Origin of the sequence: Castellaniella hirudinis, assembly GCF_042651965.1 — a bacterium.
GTDB classification, from domain to species: Bacteria; Pseudomonadota; Gammaproteobacteria; order Burkholderiales; family Burkholderiaceae_B; genus Castellaniella; species Castellaniella hirudinis.
This window is the reverse complement of record NZ_JBHSDY010000002.1, coordinates 551,409-570,049: the sequence shown is the minus strand read 5'-3', so window position 1 is coordinate 570,049 and position 18,641 is coordinate 551,409. Positions and strand designations below refer to the sequence as shown.

Here is an 18,641-nt window from a genome sequence, read left to right as displayed (position 1 = left end):
GTGATTGCAGAGGGAAAACCCCTAATCACGGCGGCTCGGAACCCAGGTTCCTGGTAGCCCGACATGCCCCGGTTGTCTCCTCCACCCTCCTCCTTTGGTGGATTTAGCCCAGGATCTTCGGATCTTGGGCTTTTTTTTGTCTGCAAGCGGGCGCAGCGTGGGGGCATTTTCCTTTTTTATTGGAAGAAAGGAATCTGGGTAAACACCTGCAGGATGGCTGCGTTGACCAGGTCCACGAAGAACGCGCCGACCAGGGGCACGACCAGATAGGCCTTGTACGAGGGGCCGAAACGGTCGGTCACGGCTTGCATATTGGCGATGGCCGTAGGCGTGGCGCCCAGGCCGAAGCCGCAGTGGCCGGCGGCGACGACGGCGGCGTCGTAGTCCGAGCCCATGAAATGGTACGTGATGTAGGTTGCGTACAGCATGATCGTCACGACCTGCACGGCCAGAATGATGGACACCGGGCCGGCCAGGTCGGCCAGTTCCCAGAGGCGCAGGCTGACCAGCGCGATGGCCAGAAACAGCGACAGCGAAGTATTGCCGAGCACGTCGATTGCGCGGTCGAACATCTGGAAGTGGAAGACGTGGGTCAGCACGTTGCGGATCACCACGCCGCTGGCCAGCGCCCAGATGAAGGTGGGCAGTTCGACGGCCGTGCCGTGGGTCCAGCGGCCGAGCAGGTCGGCGCTGCTCAGGCAGGCGGCGAACATGGCCAGGGTCTCGATCGCGGCATAGGCCGTGATCAGGCGCGGCTGATCGAAGAGCTCGAAGGTCAGGCGCTTGTCTTCTTCGTTCGCGCCGGCCTGTTCGTGGCGCGGCGAGCCCGAAATGGCGTCGATGCCGGTGCGCGCGTGCGTCTGAGGCAGGGGCGCGCGCTTTTGCTTGCGGATCAGGTGGCGCGCCACCGGCCCGCCGATCAGGCCGCCGAACACCAGGCCGAAGGTCGCCGTGGCGATCCCCAGCGTGGTGGCGCCGGCGATGCCGTATTTCGCCTCCAGCACCGGCCCCCAGGCGCCCGCCGTGCCGTGGCCGCCGGTCAGCGTGATCGAGCCGACCACCAGGCCGATCAGGGGCTTGAGGCCCAGCAGCGCTGCCAGGCCCACGCCGATGGCGTTCTGCACCACGATGAAGACGGAGACCAGCGCCAGCAGCATGACGAGCGGCTTGCCGCCTTCCTTCAGCCGCGTGAAGTCCGCGCTCAGGCCGATCGAGGCGAAGAACATCAGCATGAACGTCGTCTGCAGATCGGTGTCGAGCCTGAGGGTCAGGCCCGTGGCGGCGTTCAGCAGCGTGATGATGAACGCGGCCAGCAGGCCGCCGGCGACAGGTTCGGGGATATTGAAGGCGGACAGGAATCTGATGCGGAAGACCAGCCAATGTCCCGCCAGCATCACGAGGGCGGCGACGATCAGCGTGTGGTGGCCGTTGAGGGTGATTTCCATGGGCTCTCCGGGTGCAACGGCCCTATTTTAAAACGCTTGTACGGCCCCCAGCCGTTCCGACAGCCGATCCGCCAGTTTGCGGATGGCGTGCCCGGCCCGTGCTTCGAGCGCCGGGTTGGCTTCCAGCGAGCGGATGCTGACCGCCACCCCCGCCACGGCTTCGGGATTGCGCGAATCGAAGACCGGCGCGCCGAAGCAATACATGCCGTCGCGCACCCCCTCGCGGTCGGTCGAATAGCGTTGTTGGCGGATGCGCTGCAGTTCGGTGATGGCCGAGGCGGTGTCGCGCAGGCCGTGCTCGGTCAGCGGCGCGGGCCAGCCGCCGGCCTGGCCGTCCAGCAGCTTGCGTGCGCTGGCGTCCGGCAGGGTGCTGAGCATGGCCAGGCCCGTCGCGGTATAGACCGCCGGCAGCCGCATGCCGGCGTGGAATTGCAGTCCCAGGGGATGCTTGCCGTTGCGGCAGGCGATGTACACGACCTCTGCGCCGTCGCGCACCGACAGCGTGATGGTTTCTTCCGGCAGGACGCGCATGTCATCCCAGGACGCGAAAAATTCCTGCGTGATGTCCAGCCGCGCCATGAAGGCGTTGGCCCACATCATCACGTGCGGCCCCAGGGTCATCTGGCCGCCGTCCAGCCGCGTGATCAGATTCAGGTGTTCCAGCGTCGTGCACAGAACGTGCAGGCTGCTCTTGGGCAGTTGCAAGGTCTTGGCCAGTTCGGCCAGCGCCACGGGGCGGCCGGTGCGGGCCAGCAGGTCCAGCACGGCAGAGGCGCGGGTCACGGCAGGCGCCAGGATTTTGTCGGTTTGCATGCAAGCCAGGTCGGATTGACGCCCGAAGGGCCGGGCCGTTAATATCAGATTGTTCATTCCAATAAACGTCGTTCATTATAGTGAACGATCAACCGAGGCACAAATACACCCATGCTGACACTGAAAAAACCGGACCTGCTGCGCCAGCAGGCCTATCTCAATGGCCAGTGGTGCGATGCGGATTCCGCCCAGACCATCGCCGTCCATAACCCGGCGACGGGCGAACTGCTGGGCACCGTGCCCTGCATGGGCGCGGCCGAAACGCGTCGGGCCATCGAGGGGGCCCAGACCGCCTGGGGCGCCTGGCGCGCGATGACCGCCAAGGAGCGCGCAGCCATCCTGCGGCGCTGGTTCGAGCTGATGACCGAACACGCCCAGGACCTGGCCCTGATCATGACGGCCGAACAGGGCAAGCCGCTGGCCGAATCCAAGGGCGAAATCGCCTACGGCGCCGCGTTCCTGGAATGGTTTGCCGAAGAAGGCAAGCGCGCCTATGGCGACGTGATCCCCTCGTTCGCCCGGGACCGCCGGGTCGTCGTCACCCGGGAACCCATCGGGGTGTGCGCCGCCATCACGCCCTGGAATTTCCCGTCTTCCATGATCACCCGCAAGGCCGGCGCCGCGCTGGCGGCCGGTTGTCCGCTGGTCGTCAAGCCCGCCGAACAGACGCCGTTTTCAGCGCTGGCGCTGGCGGTGCTGGCGGAACAGGCCGGCGTGCCGGCCGGCGTGTTCTCCGTCCTGACCGGGGATGCCCCCGCCATCGGCGGCGAGATGACGTCCAGCCCGATCGTGCGCAAGCTGTCCTTCACCGGCTCGACCGAGGTCGGGCGCCTGCTGATGCGCCAGTGCGCCCCCTCGATCAAGAAGCTGTCCCTGGAACTGGGCGGCAACGCGCCCTTCATCGTGTTCGACGACGCGGACCTGGATGCCGCCGTGGAAGGCGCCATCGCCAGCAAATACCGCAACGCCGGGCAGACCTGCGTGTGCACCAACCGTTTCTACGTGCAGGATTCGGTGTACGACGCCTTCAGCCGCAAGCTGGTCGAGGCCGTCGGCAAGCTGCGTGTGGGCAATGGCCTGGAGGACGGCGTCACCCAGGGGCCCCTGATCGACGAGGCCGCCGTGGCCAAGGTCCAGGAGCACATCGCGGATGCCGTGGCCCAGGGCGGGCGCGTCCTGATCGGCGGGGAACCCCATGCTCTGGGGCATACCTTCTTCCAGCCGACGGTGGTGGCTGACGCTTTGCCGACGATGAAATTCGCCCGCGAGGAAACCTTCGGCCCGCTGGCGCCGCTGTTCCGCTTCAGCGACGACGCGGACGTGGTCCGCATGGCGAACGATACGGAATATGGCCTGGCCGCCTATTTCTACAGCCGCGACCTCGGCCGGGTGTGGCGCGTGGCCGAGGCGCTGGAATACGGCATGGTGGGCATCAACACCGGGCTGATCTCCAACGAAGCCGTGCCCTTCGGCGGGGTCAAGCAGTCCGGCCTGGGGCGCGAAGGCTCGCATTACGGGCTGGACGATTATCTGGTCGTCAAATACCTGTGCATGGGCGGGCTGTAATCTTGTGATCCTGTGACTGTTTGATCCGCCGTCCGGCCGGCGCCGGCCGGCGGGGAGCACCAGGCCGGGTCCCGCGGACGCCTCACGTCTGCGGGACCCTTTTGTTGCATCTGTATCCGCTGCGCCGCACCACAAGTTACAAAATTGGCCGATAATCTCGTTTTGCCTAAATAGGTCTGACTTGAACGCCTCCAATCTGTCCGCGACGCTCGGCTGGCCCATTATCGGAATTGTCGCCTTCATGGTCGGCGGCCTGATCGTTGTATCGGAACGCTGGCACGGTCGCCTGACGGGCGACACGGATATGCACAAGCCCCAGGCCATGCATGCCCACGCGGCGCCCCGGGTGGGCGGGCTGGCGGTGGTGGCCGGCAGTCTGGCGGGCCTGCTGGTGCTGGGTCCCAGCAATATGACCCTGACCTGGCTGTGGCCGGCCCTGTTCGTGTCGGCGCTGCCGGTGTTCGTCGCCGGCCTGCTCGAAGACATCACCAAAGACATCGGTTCCGGCAAGCGCCTGCTGGCGGCCTTCGTATCGGCCGCCATCGCCTGGTGGCTGCTGGGCGGCGTGTCGCGCGTGGGCCTGTCATGGGCCGATTCGCTGCTGTCGGCCTGGCCGATCATTTCACTGCTGTTCACCATGGTGGCGGTCGGCGGCTGCACCCACGCGTTGAACATCATCGACGGCATGAACGGCCTGGCCGGCATGATCGCCACCCTGATGGCGGTGTCGCTCGCCCTGGTCGCCTGGCAAGTCCAGGACATGCCCATCTTCCTGATTGCCACGTCCCTGGCCTCCGCGACGCTGGGCTTCCTGGTCTGGAATTTTCCCTTCGGCCGGGTCTTCCTGGGCGATGGTGGGGCGTATTTCGTCGGCTTCATGCTGGCCGAGCTGGCGGTGCAACTGGTGGTGCGCAATCCCGGGGTGTCGCCCTTTTATGCGCTGGCCGTGCTGTTCTACCCGGTCTTCGAAACCCTGTTTTCCATCTGGCGCCGCAAGTTCAAGCGCGGTGTGCCGGTCGACCAGCCCGACGCGCTGCACCTGCATCAACTGGTGTTCCGCCGCCTGGTCCGCATCACCTTCAGCCGCGACCGCCGCCATGCGCTGCCGGCGCTGTGCAACGCCATGACCTCGCCCTATCTGTGGGTGCTGGCGCTGATCGGGCTGGTGCCCGCCACGCTCTGGTGGGACAACGCCTGGCTGCTGTGCCTGAGCATGGGGGCCTTCGCGGCAGCCTACATCTGGCTGTACATCCGCCTGGTGACCTGGAAGCGGCCGCGCTGGCTGCTGCTGCCGTCCCTGGGCCGGGGCGTGCGGCGCGATTAAAATTTCATATCGTCAAATCGGCGCTGATGCCGGGGAGAACCAAATGAACATTCAGGACGTCCGTCTGGCTGTTGTCGGCCTGGGATACGTGGGCCTGCCGCTGGCCGTTGAATTCGGCAAGCACCGCGACGTGTTGGGCTTTGACATCAACACGCGGCGCATCGAGGAACTGCGCGCCGGCCGTGACCATACGCTGGAAGTCGACGGCCCTGAACTGGCCGAGGCCAGGCAACTGCGCTATTCGGCCGAACCCACCGAACTGGCCGCCGCCAATGTGTTCATCGTCACCGTCCCCACGCCCATCGACGAGTTCAAGCAGCCAGACCTGACGCCGCTGGAGCGCGCCAGCGAGACCATCGGCCGCATCCTCAAGCGCGGCGACATCGTGATCTACGAATCCACGGTCTACCCCGGCGCGACCGAAGAAGTCTGCGTGCCGGTGCTGGAGCGCATTTCCGGCCTGAAGTTCAACGTCGATTTCTACGCAGGCTACAGCCCCGAGCGCATCAACCCGGGCGACAAGCAGCACCGCGTGTCCACCATCCGCAAGGTCACCTCGGGCTCGACGCCCGAAGTCGCCGAACTGGTCGATGCGCTGTACCGCCAGATCATCACGGCGGGCACGCACAAGGCCCCCTCGATCAAGGTCGCCGAGGCCGCCAAGGTCATCGAGAACACCCAGCGCGACGTGAACATCGCCCTGATCAACGAACTGGCCCTGATCTTCAACCGCCTGGGCATCGACACGCTGGACGTGTTGCAGGCCGCCGGCACCAAATGGAACTTCCTGCCGTTCCGGCCGGGCCTGGTCGGCGGCCACTGCATCGGCGTCGATCCGTACTACCTGACCCACAAGGCGCAGTCCATCGGCTATCACCCGGAAATCATCCTGGCCGGCCGCCGACTGAACGATTCCATGGGCGGCTACGTGGTGTCCCAACTGGTCAAGACCATGACCAAGCGCCGCATCCAGGTGCAGGGTTCGCGCGTGCTGGTGATGGGCCTGACCTTCAAGGAAAACTGCCCCGATCTGCGCAACACCCGCGTGGTGGACATCGTGCGCGAACTGGGCGAATACAGTATCGACGTGGACGTCTACGACCCCTGGGTCGACGCGGCCGAGGCGCAGCACGAATACGGCCTGAAGCCGGTCTCCAAGCCGGCCGAAGGCGCCTATGACGGCATCATCCTGGCGGTGGCGCACGAGCAGTTCGCCGCCATGGGGGCCGCCGCGCTGCGCGCGCTGGGCAAGCCCGAGCACGTGCTGTACGACCTGAAATACGTACTCGCCGCCGGCGAGTCCGACCTGCGTCTCTGAGGCTTTTGCATGACTTCTCGCTACGAAACCGTCCGGGCTGAACTCCAGGCGCAGCCCCGCACCTGGCTGGTGACGGGCTGCGCCGGCTTCATCGGCTCCAATCTGCTCGAAGCCCTGTTGGGGCTGGACCAGACGGTCGTCGGCCTGGACAATTTTTCAACCGGCTACCAGCACAACCTGGACGAGGTCGAGTCCCGCGTCAGTCCCGCGCAATGGGCGCGCTTTCGCTTCATCGAGGGCGACATCCGCGACCTGGAGACCTGCCAGCAGGCGGTCAAGGGCGTGCGCCACGTGCTGCACCAGGCCGCGCTGGGCTCGGTGCCGCGTTCGCTGAACGATCCCTTGACCACCAATGCGGTCAACGTCGGCGGTCAGCTCAACATGCTGGTGGCGGCGCGCGACGCCCAGGTCGAATCCTTCGTCTACGCGGCCTCCAGTTCGACGTACGGCGATCACCCCGGCCTGCCCAAGGTCGAGGACCTGATCGGCAAGCCGCTGTCGCCCTACGCGGTCACCAAGTACGTCAACGAGCTCTACGCCGACGTCTTCGCCCGCGCCTATGGCTTCAAGGCCGTGGGCCTGCGCTATTTCAACGTCTTCGGCCAGCGCCAGGACCCGGACGGCGCCTACGCGGCCGTGATCCCGAAGTGGGTGTCGTCCATGATCCGCGACCAGGAGGTCGTGATCAACGGCGACGGCGAGACCAGCCGCGATTTCTGCTACATCGACAACGTCGTCCAGGCCAATGTGCTGGCGTCCCTGGCCGGCCCTGAGGGCACGAACCAGGTCTACAACGTCGCCTTCAATGCCCGCACTTCGCTGAACGAATTGTTCGAGCACCTGCGCGGCATTCTGGGGCGCAACGGCGTGGCCTATGCGCGCGCGCCGCGCCATGCCGATTTCCGTGCGGGCGACGTGCGCCATTCCCAGGCCGACATCGCCAAGGCGCGCGGCCTGCTGGGTTACGAGCCGCAATTCAACATCCTGCAGGGCCTGGAAGTCGCCATGCCCTGGTACGTCCAGTTCCTGAGCTGACCCGGGTGTGCGGGATCGACGTGTGAGGGCTTGTTGACGTGTTCGCGCTGCTGAAACGCCGGCTGGCGGAGTTGCACGACGATCATCGCCGCATCGCCCTGGGGGCGGCACGCGTGGCCTTCTTCCTGTTGATGGGCAAGGCCGTGGGCGCGTTCAAGGAAATGGCGGTGGCCTACCGCTACGGCGTCAGCGACGCCGTGGACGCCTACCAGTTCACGCTGACGATCTCCAGTTGGCTGCCGGTGACGCTGGTCGGCGCCTGTTCCGTGGTGCTGATCCCGGCCCTGGTGCGCAGCCGTCAGGACGATCCCGCCGAGCACGGGCGCTTCCTGGGCGAACTGCAAGGCTGGGCCTGGGTGCTGGGGGCCGTGACGGCCGTCCTGCTGGGCCTGGCCTGGCCGATGGTCCTGGACGTGGCGGGGCAGGGGCTGTCGCCCACCGTGCGCGACATGAGCCTGCTGCTGATCCTGGGCTTTGCGCCGGCCGCCTTCTTCACGGTCTGGATGGGCCTGGGCGCGGCGCGCCTGCGGGCGCACGAACGTCACATCAACACCCTGCTCGACAGCGTGCCGGCGGTGGCGATCCTGGTCTGTGTGCTGGCGGCGCCGGCCGACGCCGGGGTGCTGCCGCTGCTCTGGGGCACGCTGCTGGGCTATGCCGTCCAGGCCGTGTGGCAGGATATTCTGGCGCGGCGCGCGGATGGTGTGCCGGTGCGGCCGCGCCTGAGCCGGCGCGCGCCGCAGTGGTCCAGTCTGGCGGTTGCCGCCGGGATCATGCTGGTCGGCCAGTTGGCCATGAGCTTCGTCGGTCCGATCGACCAGTACACGGCGGCCAAGCTGGGCGCCAACGCCAACGCGACCCTGGGCTATGCGGCGCGGCTGCTGTCGCTGATGATCGGCCTGGGGGCGGCCTCGGTCGGCCGCGCGGCCCTGCCGGTGCTGGCCGACATCCAGGCCCGGGGCGACGCGGGGCACGCCCGTGCCATGGCGCTGAAATGGTCGTTTGTGCTGCTGGGGCTGGGCGCCCTCGTGGTGCTGATCGGCTGGTGGCTGGCGCCCTGGCTGGTGTCGCTGCTGTTCGAGCGCGGCGCCTTCACGGCGCAGGATACGGTCGCCGTGGCGCACGTGCTGCGCTGGGGGATGTTGCAGTTGCCGTTTTATTTCGGCGTGCTGATCCTGGTGCAGTTGCTGGCCAGCCAGAACCGCTACAGTTGGATGGCGGCCATCGCCGTCCTGAATTTCGGCATCAAGGCCTGGATGAATACCGTGCTGGCGCCGTCCATGGGCGCGGCGGGCATCATGCTGGCGACCGCCTGCATGTACGCCTTGTCTTATGTGTGCTACCTGGGCCTGGCCTGGCGTGTGCCGCCGTCAAAGGAGTGAAGTCGTGAGCGTGCCGGGCTGTCCCAAGCGCAGCGTCAAGGGGACATGATGAACGTGGAACGGATCGACCTGATGATCGTGATCCATTCGCTGCGAGGCGGCGGCGCCGAGCGCGTGGCGGTGGATCTGGCCGCCGGCTGGCGGGAACGCGGCTGCCGGGTGATGATCGTGACCCAGACCGATGGCCGCGAGGACGCCTATCCGCTGCCGGACGGCGTGCAGCGTCATGCGCTGGGGCTGGCGGGCGACAGCGCGGGCCCGGTGGGCGCCTTGTGGGGCAATCTGCTGCGGGTATGGGCGCTGCGCCGGCTGGTGCGCCGCCATCGTCCGGCGGTGGTGCTGGGTATGATGACCCGCGGCTCGGTGCTGGCGGTGCTGGCCGCGCGCGGGCGCGCCCGCGTGATCGCCACCGAGCACGCGCATCCGCCCAGCCTGTCGCTGCCGGCTTTCTGGGAACGGCTGCGCCGCTCGACTTATCCGCGCGCTGACGCGGTCGTCGCCCTGACCCGGGGCACGGCGCAGTGGCTGGACGAGCATCTGCCCGGCGTGCGCGCCCAGGTCATCCCCAATGCCGTGCGCTGGCCGCTGGTCGACGGCGAGCCGCTGCTGGAACCGCCGTGCGTGCCCGGCCGCCGTCGTCTGCTGGCCGTGGGCCGCCTGCATCCGGTCAAGGGGTTCGACGGCCTGTTGCGGGCCTTCGCCCAACTGGCGGCGCCGTTCCCCGACTGGGACCTGACCATTCTGGGCGAGGGCGAGCAGCGCGAGGCGCTGGAGTCCCTGCGCGACGAACTGGGCCTGGGCGAGCGCGTCAGCCTGCCCGGGCGTGTCGGCAATATGGCGGCCTGGTACGGCGCGGCGGACCTGTACGTGCTCAGTTCCCAGGCCGAAGGCTTGTCCAATACCTTGATCGAAGCCATGGCCTGCGGCCTGCCGTGCGTGGCGACCGATTGCGACACCGGCCCGCGGGAAATCATCCGTGAAGGCCTGGACGGCCGGCTGGTCCGGCCGATCGACGATCCGGACGCCCTGGCGGCCGGCCTGGCCGAATTGATGGCGGACGCCGGGCTGCGGTCGCGCCTGGCGGGCCGCGCCGTCGATGCGCGGGATCGCTTCGGCACCGCCCGCATCATGGCGCTGTGGGAACAGGTGTTCCAGGGCGAAAGGGTCAACTGATGACGGCGCCGGGCGATCCGCATGCGGTTGCTGGCGATGCCCGGGCCGGTCGGCCGCGGCGGATGCTGTTCCTCGTCAGCTCCATGCACGGGGGCGGCGCCGAGCGCGTGGCCGCCACCCTGGCCAATGCCTGGGCGCGGCGCGGCGACGAGGTCACCCTGGTGTGCTGCTATTCCGGCCGCGGGCGCTGCGATCAGGCGCTGGACCCGGGCGTGCGCCTGCTGTGGCTGGCCGACTTGATGCGGGGCCCGGCCTGGTTGCGTCCGGCGGCCAAGCTCGCCGCCTTGCGGCGCCTGGCGCGGGAATCCCGTCCCGACCGGGTGCTGTCCTTTCTGACCAACGTCAACGTGACGGCGCTGCTGGCCCTGCGCGGCCTGGGCCTGCCGATCGTCGTGGGTGAACGCACCGACCCGGCGCATAGCGTCAATCTGGAAGCCAGCCTGCGCCGCCTGCGGCGCTGGACCTATCCCTGGGCGCGTCGCGTCGCCGTACAGACACGTCGCAGCGCGCAGCATCTGCTGCAGGTCGCGCCGGGCGTGCGCCGTCTCGCGGTGATTCCCAATCCGCTGCCCGACGGGTTGCCGCAGCGCCGGGACCAGGAGCCTCCGGGACCGCGCTATACCCTGGCTGCGCTGGGACGCTTCAATCCCGTCAAGCAGTTCGACCGCTTGATCGAATGTTTCGCCACGATTGCGCCGCAGTGCCCGGACTGGGATTTATGCATCTGGGGCGACGGCGCGCAACGCGAGGCCTGTCTGCAGCGTGTCCGCGCATTGGGGCTGGAATCCCGCGTCCGGCTGCCCGGCTTCAGCCGGACGCCCTGGGAAGACCTGGCCACGGCCCATGCCTTTGTGCTGAATTCCCGCGTCGAAGGTTTTCCGAACGCGCTGCTCGAAGCCATGGCCTTGGGCTTGCCCTGCGTGGCGACGGACTGCCCCTCGGGGCCGTCGGAACTGACGCGGAACGGCCGCTTGGCGGAATTGGTCCCTCTGGACGACGAGGCGGCCCTGCGGCAGGCCTTGCTGCGGGTCATGGGCGCCGACCCGGCCGAGCGCGAGGCCCGAGGCCGGGCGGCCGCCGAGTCGGTGCGGTCCCGCTATGGGCTGGACGCCGTCTTGCGGGCCTGGGATGATGCCTGGACGGACACGGACGGCACGCAGTGCGGCGAGGACAAGGAAACTTCATGAATGAACACGAGGCAGGGCAGCCTGACCATCCCTTGCAGGTGATGCACGTGATTTCGGGCCTGCTGCACGGCGGCGCCGAGACCGTCTTGTTCCGCCTGGCCACGGCGCCCGGCGGCACGGTGCGGCATACGGTGGTGTCCATGCGGGGCGAAGGCGTCATGGGCGCGCGGCTGCGCGAGGCCGGCGTCGAGGTGATCTGCCTGGACATGCAGGGTCTGGGCGGGAATGTGCGAGGCCTGTGGCGGCTGTTCCGCTTGTTGCGCGAACGCCGTCCCGATGTGGTGCAGACCTGGATGTACCACGCCGACCTGATCGCCGGCCTGGCGGCGCGCCTGGCCGGTATCCGCGCCGTGGCCTGGGGCGTGCGCAATTCGGGCGTCAGCCTGGGTGAAAGCAGCCGCTCCTCCCGCCTGGCCGCCTGGGCCTGCGCCCGCGTCTCGGGCTGGGTGCCGGGCGTCATCGTCGCCTGCGCCCGCAAGGCGGCCGAGGTCCACCGGGGCTGGGGCTATCGCGCCGACCGGGTGCTGGTGGTGCCCAATGGCTACGACCTGGGCGTCTGGCATCCGGACGCGGCGGGCGCCGCCGAACTGCGCGCCCGCTGGGGCGTGCCCGAGGGCGCGCCGCTGCTGGGCAGCGTGGCGCGCTGGAATCCGCTGAAGGACCATGAAAACCTGCTGGCGGCGCTGGCCCTGTGCGTGCGCGCCCATCCGGACCTGCGTTGCGTGCTGATCGGCCTGGGCATGTCGCGCGACAACGCCGAGCTGATCGCCCTGGCGCGGCATTACGGTCTGCTGGATCACCTGATCTTCCTGGGGCGGCGCGACGATGTGCCGGCGCTGATGCGGGCGCTGGACATCCATGTGCTGTCGAGCAAGGCCGAAGGCTTTCCCAACGTGGTGTCCGAGGCGATGGCCTCCGGCGTGGCCTGCGTCGTGACCGACGTGGGCGACGCGGCCGACATCGTGGGCGAACACGGCTGGGTGGCGCCGCCGGGGGATGCCTCGGCCCTGGCGGGCGCCATCGACCAGGCGGTGGCCGCCGTGCGCGATCCGCACTGGCCGGCGCGCCGCGACGCGGCACGGGTGTCTGTCGAGCAGCGCTACAGTCTGCAGGCCATGGTGGATCGCTACGAAACCGTCTGGCGCAGGCTGGCCGCCGATTTCCCGGCGGCCGGGGCGGGGCGGGCGAAGGACGGTCCGAATGCTGCGGCGGCTTGCGCCGCAGCGGCCTCGGCGTCGGGCGTCGCTTCAACGGGCGAGGCCGCCTCGGCCCCGCGCCTGCTGTTCTTCATCACCAATCCGGCGTTCCTGGTGTCGCACCGGCTGCCGGTCGCCCTGGCCGCCCGCGATGCGGGCTACGAAGTCCACGTCGCCTCCATGGGCGGCCCGGCCGTGGCGCAGCTCGAGGCCCTGGGCTTGACGCACCACGTCCTGCCTCTGTCGCGCACCAGCATGCGGCCCTGGACCGAGGCCCGCAGCCTGTGGGCGATCTGGCGTCTGTTCCGCCGGGTGCGCCCCGATCTGGTGCACGCCGTCACGCTCAAGTCCGTGCTCTACGGCGGCATCGCCGCCCGACTGGCCGGGGTGCCGGCCTACGTCGCGGCGATTTCCGGCCTGGGCTACGTATTCATCCAGGGATCGGGTCTCCGGGGCCTCCTCAAGCGCCTGGCCCTGATCCTGTACCGCCTGGCCCTGGGGCATCCGAACAGCCGGGTGATCTTCCAGAACACCGCCGATCGTGACGTGCTGGAACGGGCCGGCGCCGTGCGCCCCGGCCAGGCCGTGCTGCTGCGCGGCTCGGGTGTCGATCTGGATCGCTTTGCGCCGACGCCCTGGCCGGAGGGACCGGTGACGGTGGCCCTGGCCGCGCGCCTGTTGCGCGATAAAGGGGTGGGCGAGTTCGTCGAGGCGGCCCGCCTGTCGGCCAGTCGGGGCGAGGGCCTGCGCTGGCGTCTGGCCGGCAGCCTCGACCTGGAAAACCCCGCGTCCGTGCAGACCGACGAGCTGCTGCGCTGGCAGGCCGAAGGCGCCATCGATTACGTGGGCGAATGCGACGACGTGGCGGGTTTCTATGCGCAAGCCCACATCGTGACGCTGCCGTCCTACCGCGAGGGCCTGCCCAAGTCCCTGATCGAAGCGGCGGCCTGCGGCCGGCCGGTGGTGACCACGGACGTGCCGGGATGCCGGGACGCGATCGAACCCGGAATCAGCGGCATGCTGGTGCCGCCCCGGGATGCCCGCGCCCTGGCCGACGTCGTCGCGGCGCTGGCTGCGGACGAGGACTTGCGGGGCCGCATGGGCGCGGCGGGACGGGCGCTGGCGGAACGCGATTTCGGCCTGGGCAGCATCGTCCAGGCTCACCTGGACGTATACCGGTCGCTGGCCGGGCGATAGCCGGATACGCGCCTTCAATCCTCCACGGGCGGCAGCTCGACGGCCGGGACCTGATCCAGCGGCGCGCTCAGCAGGCGGTCGATCTGGGCATAGGTCTGGTCGATGAGGTCGTGGCCGATGGTGTCTTCGATCAGGCGGTATTGGGCCTCGACCAGCGGCGCGACGCGTTCATAGATCGCCTGGCCCTGCGGCGTCAGGCTGATGATGATGCGGCGTTGATCGTGCGCGGCGCGTTCGCGCACGATCAACGCCTGGGTCTGCATCCGGCTCAGGACCCCGACCATGCTCGGGCTGAGGATCTGGCAGGCATCACATAACTGATTGGGCTCCAGGGGGCCCTGTTCGCGCAGGGTGCGGACGATCCGCCATTGTTGTTCCGTCAGGCCGTAGTGCGTCAGGATGCCCCGGAAGTGGCTCAGCAGGACGTCGCGCGCTCTCAGCAGAAGTTGCGGCAGGTTGCGGTGGATTTTCGTTTTGCTCATGGTGGTCCGGTTGCTGTGCTTGACTTACTAATATGTTAGCTTTATAGTGCCTGCAAATAACAATAACATGTTAGTGAATAATAGCTGAATCCAGCTCATGTTCATGGAACCCATACTCATCCGGAGAAGACACATGCAACGACGCTACGCCGCATTGGCCCTGGCCCTGGCCGCTTTCATCGGCAATCCCGCCGCCGCGGAAGAAGTCACCTTGAAGATTGCGCATTTCCTGCCGTCGGCCGCCCCCTCTCAACGCATGGTACTCGAACCCTGGTGCGCCACGCTGGCCCAGGAGTCGTCCGGGCGCATCGCCTGCCAGTTCTACCCCGCCATGCAGTTGGGCGGCACGCCGGGCCAGTTGGCCGACCAGGCCCTGCGCGGCGTGGCCGACATCGTCTGGACGGCGCCCGGTTATTCGGCGGGGCGCTTCCCCGCGATCGAAGCCATGGAATTGCCTTTCGTCGTCCGCGATGCCGCCAGCGGCAGCCGGGCGGCCTGGAATTTCTACGAACAATATGCCCGGCAGGAATTTTCCAAATACAAGGTCCTGGCCGTGCACGTGGACGGCGGCGTGGCCCTGCACACGTCCAAGCGGGCGATCGCCACGCTCGCAGACATCAAGGGCCTGAAGCTGCGCACGCCCACGCGCATGGCCTCCAAGACCCTGGCCGCGCTGGGCGGTGAACCGGTCTCCATGCCGCCGGGCCAGGTCACCGAAGCCATTTCCAAGGGGGTGGTGGACGGCGCCATGGGCGCCTGGGAAGTCGTGCTGCCGACCAAGCTCGACGAGGTCACCCAATACCATACGCAACCCGCTGCCGGCCAGGCCTATCCGGCCGCCACGGTGCTGGTGCTGTTGATGAACCAGCAGAAATACGACGGTCTGGCCCCCGACCTGAAGGCCATCATCGACCGCCATAGCGGTGCGGCGCTGGTCGAGCGCTTCGGCAAGGTCTGGGATGAGGTGGCCGTGAAGACCCAGGAAAAGGTGCGCAGCGCCGGCGGCCAGGTGGTCGACCTCAGCGAAGCCGATCTCAGCGCCATGAAGAACGCCGCCCGCACGGTCGACGCCGAGTGGCGCGCTGAAATGGACAAGAAGGGCCTGGACGGCACCAAACTGTCCGAAGCCGCGCACGCGCTGGCGCGTCAATAACCGGTCCGGGCGCAGATCATGGATTACACCGGAACCGAACAGGCCCGCTGCAGCCGGGGCTGGCCGATCCTGAATCGGCTGTCCACGGGGCTGGCCCTGGGGGGCGGGGTGCTGTTCATCCTGTTGGTCGGCATGTCGCTGGTCTCGATCATCGGACGCAAGCTGGGTTTCGGCTCGGTCACCGGTGACGTCGAGATGATGCAGGTGGGGACGGCGGTGGCCGCCGCGGCCTTCCTGCCGTATTGCACGCTGGTGGGCGACCACCTGCGGGTCGATCTGTTCACCGAGCGGCTCTCGGTGACCGCCAAGAGCCGCCTCGACGCGTGCTGCGAGTGCCTGCTGGTGGCGGTCATGCTGGTGCTGGCCTGGCGCACGGCGCTGTCGGCCCTGCATCTGCATGAGACGGGCGATTTCACCACCTTGCTGGGGCTGCCGATCTGGATCCCGGTGGCGGCCATCGTGCCCAGCCTGCTGCTGACGTCCGTGTGCGCGCTCTGGCGCGTCCGGGCGGCGTTGGGTCATGCCCGGTATCTGGGGCGTCGTGAACAGATGGCTGTGGATCATGGGGTGTCGGCATGAGTGGAATTCTGGTGGGCCTGAGCGGCCTTGCGGGACTGCTGGTATTGCTGGTGTTCCGGGTGCAGATCGCCGTGGCGATGCTGCTGGCCGGTGCGGCCATCTACGTGGTTTCCAGCGATTGGGCCTGGAACGGGCTGCTGTACACGCTCAGCGACCTGGTCTATGCGCGTCTGTCGAACTACGATCTGGCGGTGGTGCCGCTGTTCATCCTGATGGGGCAGTTCGCCACCCATGGCGGTCTGTCCAAGGCGCTGTTCGACGCCGCCGGCAAGCTGATCGGCCACTGGCGCGGCGGCATGGCCATGGCCTCGGTGGCGGCCTGCGCGTCCTTCGGCGCCATCTGCGGATCCTCGCTGGCGACTGCCGCCACGATGGGCCAGGTGGCCCTGCCCGAATTGCGCGCGCACGGCTATTCGGGGCGCCTGGCCACGGGCACGCTGGCGGCCAGCGGCACGCTGGGCATCCTGATCCCGCCCTCGGTGCCGCTGATCATCTACGCGGTGCTGGTCCAGGATTCCATCGGCAAGCTGTTCATGGCCGCCGTGATCCCCGGCATCCTGGCCGCGCTGGGCTACCTGATCGTGATCCGCATTCTCGTCACGCGCAATCCCGAATCCGGGCCCACCGGCACCAAGGCCCCCAGGGCCGAGGCGATGGCGGCGCTGATGCGGACCGTGCCCATCATGCTGGTATTCGTGGTCGTGGTCGTGGGCATCTACGGCGGCTGGGCGAACCCGACCGAGGCGGCGTCCATCGGGGCGGGGGCCTGCGGCCTGATCGCGCTGGCCAACGGCATGCGCTGGGAAGGCTCCCGCCAAAGCCTGCTGGGCACGGCGCGGGTCACCGGCATGATCTTCATGGTGCTGATCGGCGCGGACCTGCTGAATTCGTCCCTGGCGCTGTCGCAGATGCCGCATCAACTGGCGCAGTGGGTCATCGACAGCGGGTTGTCGCCCATGATGGTGCTGTTCGCCATCCTGCTGATCTACATCCTGCTGGGCTGCGTCATGGATTCGCTGGCCATGATCCTGCTGACGATCCCGATCTTCTATCCCATGATCATGGGGCTGGATTTCTTCGGTTTGTCGGCGGGCGACAAGTCCGTCTGGTTCGGCATCATGACGCTGATGGTGGTCGAGATCGGCCTGGTGCACCCGCCGGTCGGGATGAACCTGTACATCATCAACAAGCTGGCCAAGGATGTTTCCATGAAGGAAACGGCGCTGGGGGTGATGCCCTTCCTGGCGTCCGATTTCCTGCGGATCATCGTGCTGGCCTTCTTCCCCGGCATTACGCTGTGGCTGATCCACGTCCTGGGCTGACGCCCATACCCGGCAACTGTCGTTGAAACAAGATGCATACCGACCCCATTCTGACTCCGGACGCCGCCGTGTACGGCGTCATCATGAACGATCCCGCCAGCGTGTCGCGCCTGGGCGAGGCCGCGCAGCAGCCGCCGTACAAGGGACTGCCGGCGGCCCCGGCCCTGTATCTCAAGCCGCGCAACACCTGGGCGCCGGACGGCGGCGTCGTGCGGCTGCCGGCCGGCGAACACGCGGTCGAGATCGGCGCCGTCATCGGCTTGCGGATGGGGCGGGATGCCGCCCGGCTGCGGCCCGGATCGGCCCTGGAGGCCGTTGACGCCTGCCTGCTGGCCGCCGACCTGAGCCTGCCGCATGCCGACTACTACCGGCCGGCCATCCGCCAGAAATGCTTCGACGGATCCCTGCCCATGCGGCTGCTGCCGTCGCGCGCGATCGGCGAACTGTCGTCCCTGGTGCTGCGGACCTGGATCAACGACGTCCCCTCGGACGAGCGCCGCCTGGCCGATCTGTTGCGCGCGCCGGCCCGGCTGCTGGCCGACGTGACCGAATTCATGACCTTGCGCCAGGGCGATGTGCTGCTGACAGGGGTCGTCTACCAATCGCCCGTGGCCCAGGCGGGCGCTCACGTGCGTGTCGAGGTGCCGGGTCTGGCCCGGCTGGCATTCACCGTAGAAACCGAGGAGGCATCAGCATGAGGCACGCACGCATCGCTTGGCAGGGGGCGGTCCGCCCGGTCACGGTCGAGGACGACGGCGTTCTGCGTCTGGCCGATGGCCGTGCAGCGCCTGCCGAGGAAGTCATCTGGCTGCCGCCGGTGCGGATCGCTACGGCCTTCGCGCTGGGGTTGAATTATGCGGACCACGCGGCGGAATTGGCCTTCAAGGCGCCCGAGGTTCCGCTGGTCTTTCTGAAGGGGCCCAATACCTTCATCGGCCACCGGGCCATCACCCATCGTCCGGACGGGGTGCGCAGCATGCACTATGAATGCGAGCTCGCCGTCGTCATCGGCCGGGGCGGGCGCGGCATCCGCCGCGAACGCGCCTACGAGCACGTCGCCGGCTACACCGTGGCCAACGACTATGCCATCCGCGACTACCTGGAAAACTGGTACCGGCCGAATCTGCGGGTCAAGAACCGCGACGGCTGCACGCCCATCGGCCCCTGGATGGTGGACCGCGACGACGTGCCCGATCCCATGGCCCTGGCGCTGTGCACGCGCATCAACGGCCAGGTCGTGCAGCAGGGCACGACCGCCGACATGATCTTCGATATCCCGTTCCTGATCGAATATCTGTCGTCTTTCATGACCTTGTCGCCGGGCGACGTGATCCTGACGGGCACGCCGCAGGGGCTGGCCGAAACCCGGCCCGGGGACGTGGTCGAAACCGAAATCGAATCCGTGGGCTGCCTGGTCAACACCATCGTGGGTGACGAGGCGACCCATACCCAAATCGCTGACTAGGGAG

The 18,641-nt window shown here is 67.9% G+C and carries 16 protein-coding genes and 1 pseudogene; 14 read left to right on the top strand and 3 right to left on the bottom strand.

Annotated features, from left to right (window positions below; genetic code table 11):
* Window positions 1-176: 176 nt before the first annotated feature.
* Both gltS and ACFO0J_RS04840 read right to left on the bottom strand, forming a co-directional pair.
* On the bottom strand, window positions 177-1,445 hold the full coding sequence (gene gltS / locus ACFO0J_RS04845; protein ID WP_376811914.1) for a sodium/glutamate symporter: 1,269 nt from the start codon (window positions 1,443-1,445) through the stop codon (window positions 177-179).
* Between the two features lie 27 nt (window positions 1,446-1,472).
* The gene (locus ACFO0J_RS04840; RefSeq protein WP_376811913.1) at window positions 1,473-2,258 is read right to left on the bottom strand and encodes an IclR family transcriptional regulator; all 786 of its coding nucleotides are present in this window, start codon (window positions 2,256-2,258) and stop codon (window positions 1,473-1,475) included.
* A 111-nt stretch (window positions 2,259-2,369) separates the two neighbouring features.
* On the opposite strand from ACFO0J_RS04840, the gene gabD reads away from it, so the two are divergent.
* From gabD to ACFO0J_RS04795, 9 genes and pseudogenes are all read left to right on the top strand, one after another.
* Window positions 2,370-3,824 (top strand): NADP-dependent succinate-semialdehyde dehydrogenase, encoded by a 1,455-nt coding sequence (gene gabD, locus ACFO0J_RS04835; RefSeq protein ID WP_376811912.1) that lies wholly within the window; start codon window positions 2,370-2,372, stop codon window positions 3,822-3,824.
* A 241-nt stretch (window positions 3,825-4,065) separates the two neighbouring features.
* On the top strand, window positions 4,066-5,148 hold the full coding sequence (locus ACFO0J_RS04830) for an MraY family glycosyltransferase (RefSeq protein ID WP_376812004.1): 1,083 nt from the start codon (window positions 4,066-4,068) through the stop codon (window positions 5,146-5,148).
* 43 nt (window positions 5,149-5,191) lie between these two features.
* Window positions 5,192-6,466: a Vi polysaccharide biosynthesis UDP-N-acetylglucosamine C-6 dehydrogenase TviB gene (gene tviB / locus ACFO0J_RS04825; RefSeq protein WP_376811911.1), complete on the top strand. Its 1,275-nt coding sequence runs from the start codon at window positions 5,192-5,194 to the stop codon at window positions 6,464-6,466.
* A gap of 9 nt (window positions 6,467-6,475) precedes the next feature.
* The gene (locus ACFO0J_RS04820; protein ID WP_376811910.1) at window positions 6,476-7,501 is read left to right on the top strand and encodes an SDR family oxidoreductase; all 1,026 of its coding nucleotides are present in this window, start codon (window positions 6,476-6,478) and stop codon (window positions 7,499-7,501) included.
* A 38-nt stretch (window positions 7,502-7,539) separates the two neighbouring features.
* Window positions 7,540-8,883 (top strand): murein biosynthesis integral membrane protein MurJ, encoded by a 1,344-nt coding sequence (gene murJ / locus ACFO0J_RS04815; RefSeq protein WP_376811909.1) that lies wholly within the window; start codon window positions 7,540-7,542, stop codon window positions 8,881-8,883.
* A 45-nt stretch (window positions 8,884-8,928) separates the two neighbouring features.
* Window positions 8,929-10,056, top strand: a complete 1,128-nt coding sequence (locus tag ACFO0J_RS04810; RefSeq protein WP_376811908.1) for a glycosyltransferase family 4 protein — start codon at window positions 8,929-8,931, stop codon at window positions 10,054-10,056.
* A gap of 62 nt (window positions 10,057-10,118) precedes the next feature.
* Window positions 10,119-11,243, top strand: a complete 1,125-nt coding sequence (locus tag ACFO0J_RS04805; protein WP_376811907.1) for a glycosyltransferase family 4 protein — start codon at window positions 10,119-10,121, stop codon at window positions 11,241-11,243.
* Window positions 11,240-12,265, top strand: a pseudogene (locus tag ACFO0J_RS04800) (glycosyltransferase); the annotation flags it as partial. The gene ACFO0J_RS04805 and the pseudogene ACFO0J_RS04800, both read left to right, overlap by 4 nt.
* 255 nt (window positions 12,266-12,520) lie before the next feature.
* The gene (locus ACFO0J_RS04795) at window positions 12,521-13,636 is read left to right on the top strand and encodes a glycosyltransferase family 4 protein (protein WP_376812003.1); all 1,116 of its coding nucleotides are present in this window, start codon (window positions 12,521-12,523) and stop codon (window positions 13,634-13,636) included.
* Window positions 13,637-13,650: 14 nt separating this feature from the next.
* On the opposite strand, the gene hpaR is transcribed toward ACFO0J_RS04795, so the two are convergent.
* Window positions 13,651-14,118: a homoprotocatechuate degradation operon regulator HpaR gene (gene hpaR, locus ACFO0J_RS04790; protein WP_376811906.1), complete on the bottom strand. Its 468-nt coding sequence runs from the start codon at window positions 14,116-14,118 to the stop codon at window positions 13,651-13,653.
* Between the two features lie 133 nt (window positions 14,119-14,251).
* Here hpaR and ACFO0J_RS04785 point away from each other — a divergent pair, with 133 nt between their 5' ends.
* From ACFO0J_RS04785 to ACFO0J_RS04765, 5 genes are read left to right on the top strand one after another with little or no spacing between them, the layout of a single operon-like run.
* On the top strand, window positions 14,252-15,271 hold the full coding sequence (locus ACFO0J_RS04785) for a TRAP transporter substrate-binding protein (protein ID WP_376811905.1): 1,020 nt from the start codon (window positions 14,252-14,254) through the stop codon (window positions 15,269-15,271).
* Between the two features lie 18 nt (window positions 15,272-15,289).
* A complete protein-coding gene (locus tag ACFO0J_RS04780; RefSeq protein ID WP_376811904.1) occupies window positions 15,290-15,850 on the top strand; it encodes a TRAP transporter small permease in 561 nt (186 codons plus the stop codon).
* Window positions 15,847-17,172 (top strand): TRAP transporter large permease, encoded by a 1,326-nt coding sequence (locus tag ACFO0J_RS04775; RefSeq protein WP_376811903.1) that lies wholly within the window; start codon window positions 15,847-15,849, stop codon window positions 17,170-17,172. Before ACFO0J_RS04780 ends, ACFO0J_RS04775 begins: the two co-directional genes overlap by 4 nt.
* A gap of 32 nt (window positions 17,173-17,204) precedes the next feature.
* The gene (locus tag ACFO0J_RS04770; RefSeq protein ID WP_376811902.1) at window positions 17,205-17,870 is read left to right on the top strand and encodes a fumarylacetoacetate hydrolase family protein; all 666 of its coding nucleotides are present in this window, start codon (window positions 17,205-17,207) and stop codon (window positions 17,868-17,870) included.
* Window positions 17,867-18,637, top strand: coding sequence for a fumarylacetoacetate hydrolase family protein (locus ACFO0J_RS04765; protein WP_376811901.1), 771 nt, complete (start codon window positions 17,867-17,869; stop codon window positions 18,635-18,637). Before ACFO0J_RS04770 ends, ACFO0J_RS04765 begins: the two co-directional genes overlap by 4 nt.
* Window positions 18,638-18,641: the final 4 nt, after the last annotated feature.